This window comes from Mucilaginibacter sp. (assembly GCF_036383575.1).
Taxonomy (GTDB): Bacteria; Bacteroidota; Bacteroidia; order Sphingobacteriales; family Sphingobacteriaceae; genus Mucilaginibacter.
On the sequence record NZ_DASVOB010000136.1, the window covers coordinates 1 to 3,402 of the forward strand.

Below are 3,402 nucleotides of genomic sequence, written 5' to 3' on the forward strand. Positions count from 1 at the left end.
AACTATTGATGAAATAGGATATAAAAATGCTGCAATTGCGGCATTAGCTCCCAAGATGGTCGTTACCAACGGCTGGTTAACTCGTGGCAATGTGGTATTAACAGGCAGACATTTTGAAACCCCATGGTGGAGCGGCACCGTACATCCCGATTATACCGAAAAGGAAGCTAAACCGGCCATCTCACGCTGGGTACCCGGCCAAACCGGTACCGGCTTAACTGATGATCTGAACTCCGTAACCGATTGGATGCGGAAAGATAATATCGTAGTATTTGAACATAACTATGGTTTATGGTATGATCGACGTCGAGATGACCACGAACGCATCCGCAGGATCGATGGCGATGTTTGGGCCCCATTTTATGAGTTGCCTTTTGCCCGCAGCGGGAAAGAATTGGCTTACGATGGTTTGAGCAAATATGATTTGACCAAATATAACACCTGGTACTGGAACCGCCTGAAACAGTTTGCCGATCTGGCCGATCAGAAAGGCCTGGTGCTGGTCCACCAAAACTATTTTCAACATAACATTATTGAAGCAGGTGCGCATTACGCCGATTTTCCGTGGCGCACAGCAAACAATATCAACGGTACGGGTTTCCCCGAGCCTGTACCTTACGCCGGCGACAAACGGCAGTTTATGGCCGAGCAGTTTTATGACGAAACCGACCCGGCAAGGCGCAAGCTTCACATTGCCTACATCAATAAATGTATGGACAACTTCGCTGATAATACCGGGGTGATCCAGCAGATAGGGGCAGAATTTACCGGTCCGCTGCACTTTATGAAGTTTTGGGTTGAAACTATTAAACAGTGGGAAACCACCCATAAAAGGAAACAAATTATAGCCCTGAGCGCTACTAAAGACGTGCAGGATGCCATTCTTGCTAATCCGGCAACGGCTTCAGTTATTAACGTAATAGATATCCGTTACTGGTACTACCAGGCCAACGGAACGGCTTATGAACCAATCGGTGGCCAAAGCCTGGCCCCGCGCCAGCAAGCACGCATCTTTAAACCAAAGGCGGCTTCATTTGAACAGGTTTACCATGCAGTACATGAGTATCGCACCAAATACCCTGATAAAGCGGTGTTGTTTTCTGCCGATGATTACGACCATTTTGGCTGGGCGGTATTCATAGCCGGGGGATCATTACCCGTGCTGCCTGCCACCATCAATAAAGCTTTCCTGACCGATGCAAGCGGCATGAAACCGGTTGATCTGCCTGGCTCACCTAAAGATCAATGGGGTTTGGCTTCATCAAAAGGATACATAGTTTACAGCAACGGCGGTGGGATCCACCTTGATCTATCAACTGGTATCAGCTACAAAGCACAATGGATAGACCCTAAAACGGGTGAGCTTTTACCCGGTACAGAAACGGTAAAAGGTGCTGCTAATACAGAAATTAAAGGACAAGGAAGCGGCGTTGCTATTTTGTGGCTGAGCCGGAATTGAAATTGGAAGAAATATATAAAAAATAAAAAGAGGGCTTGCGCGATTCCCCTCTCGAGAGGGGCGGAGGGTGTGTTTAGCAAAGCGATAATAAACGCGGACGAAACACACCCCTGCCATCACACAAACCATCGCGCCCCCTCTCAAGAGGGGAACTGAAAAATCAAGAGGAGGGGCTTGCGCGATTCCCCTCTTGAGAAGGGTGGAGGAGTGTGTTAACAAAGCGACAATGAACGCGGACGAAACACACCCCTGCCATCACACAATCCATCGCGCCCCTTCTCAGGAGGGGAGCTGAAAAGATTATAATTATGCTTAAAAAATCTACCATACTAATTGCCATTGCCTGTTTGTTTTTTGCATTCAAAAGCAATGAAACAGCCATGCCCCATTTAAGCATATCCAACAACCACCGCTATTTCATGGCAGGCGATAAGCCATTTTTTTGGCTTGGCGATACCGGCTGGCTGCTGTTCTCCAAACTGAAAAGGGAAGAAGCCGAGCAATACCTCGATATCCGCAGCAAGCAGGGTTTTAATGTGATCCAGGTGATGGTGGTACATAGCATTAAAGAAACCAACGCTTATGGCGATTCGGCCCTGAGCAACAAGAATATCGCTCAACCTAAAACAACTCCCGGCAATACTTTTGGCAAAGGAAATGAGTATGATTATTGGGATCATATCGACTGGATCATTACCAAAGCTGCCGAAAAAGGATTGTACGTGGCGCTCGTGCCTGTTTGGGGATCGGTTGTAAAAGAAAGCCATATCGGTGCGGAAAAAGCGAAAGTGTACGCCGAATTTTTAGCGAAAAGATACCGCGATCGTCCAAATGTGATCTGGATGAACGGCGGCGACATTGCAGGTTCGGATTCATTAAAAACCTGGAATACTATTGGTAACACGCTGCATGATGTGGACGGAACACACCTCATTACCTATCACCCGCGAGGCCGCACACAATCATCAAAATGGTTTCATAATGAAAGCTGGTTAGATTTTAATTGCTTTCAGTCGGGCCATCGCACCTATGCGCAGGATACCTCAAAAAAGGATCTGAAGTATGGCGAAGACAATTGGCGCTATGTGGAAACCGATTACAACCTATCTCCCATAAAACCAACGCTTGACGCCGAGCCATCTTACGAAAAAATCCCTTACGGATTACATAATATCAAACTACCCCGCTGGACTGCCGCCGATGTAAGACGCTATGGCTACTGGTCGGTTTTTGCAGGTGCTTGTGGGTATACTTATGGCGATAATGATGTGATGCAAATGCACAAGCCGACAGATAAAGGCAGTGCTTATGGCTCAAAAGGCTACTGGTATAATTCGGTTAATGATCCCGGTGCTAAACAGATGGTTTATTTGAAGAAACTGATGTTGTCGCGCCCGTATTTGGATCGTGTGCCTGACCAATCATTAATTGCAGGTAACAATGGCGAGAAATATAACAGGCTGATAGCTACCCGTGGTGAAAATTATGCATTTGTGTATACCTACACCGGTCGTGAGATCAACGTCAATGCAGATAAATTGGAAGGCGCAAAGCTGAAAGCATCATGGTATAACCCGCGCAACGGGCAAACTACGGCTATCGGAATTTTCGCGAAAGCTAAAACAATCAAATTTAAACCGCCCGGCAAGGTATCAAACGGTAACGACTGGGTGCTCATTATTGATGCGATATAAGTGAACAGGACTATTAAACATATCACCCTATTATTAGCTATTGCGTTGATGTTTTCATGCAGAGCCAGCAAAAGCGTGTACCTTTTTACGTCGTTTCATGAACCGGCAAATGAGGGGTTGCGCTTTTTGTATAGCAATGATGCTTATCACTGGAATGCCATCGATCATATTTTCATTAAACCCGAAGTTGGCGATGCAAAGATAATGCGCGACCCATCCATTGCTCAAGGACCTGATGGTACATATCAT

At 46.4% G+C, this 3,402-nt stretch carries 2 protein-coding genes and 1 pseudogene; all 3 read left to right on the forward strand.

Translation table 11 applies throughout. The annotated features are described in order from the left end of the window. On the forward strand, positions 1 to 1,459 hold a 1,459-nt coding region (locus VF500_RS04930; RefSeq protein WP_330858611.1), incomplete at its 5' end, for a DUF6298 domain-containing protein. 308 nt (positions 1,460 to 1,767) lie between these two features. After that, positions 1,768 to 3,153: a glycoside hydrolase family 140 protein gene (locus VF500_RS04935; protein ID WP_330858612.1), complete on the forward strand. Its 1,386-nt coding sequence runs from the start codon at positions 1,768 to 1,770 to the stop codon at positions 3,151 to 3,153. After that, positions 3,154 to 3,402: pseudogene (locus VF500_RS04940) on the forward strand (arabinosidase); the annotation flags it as partial. It abuts the gene before it with no gap.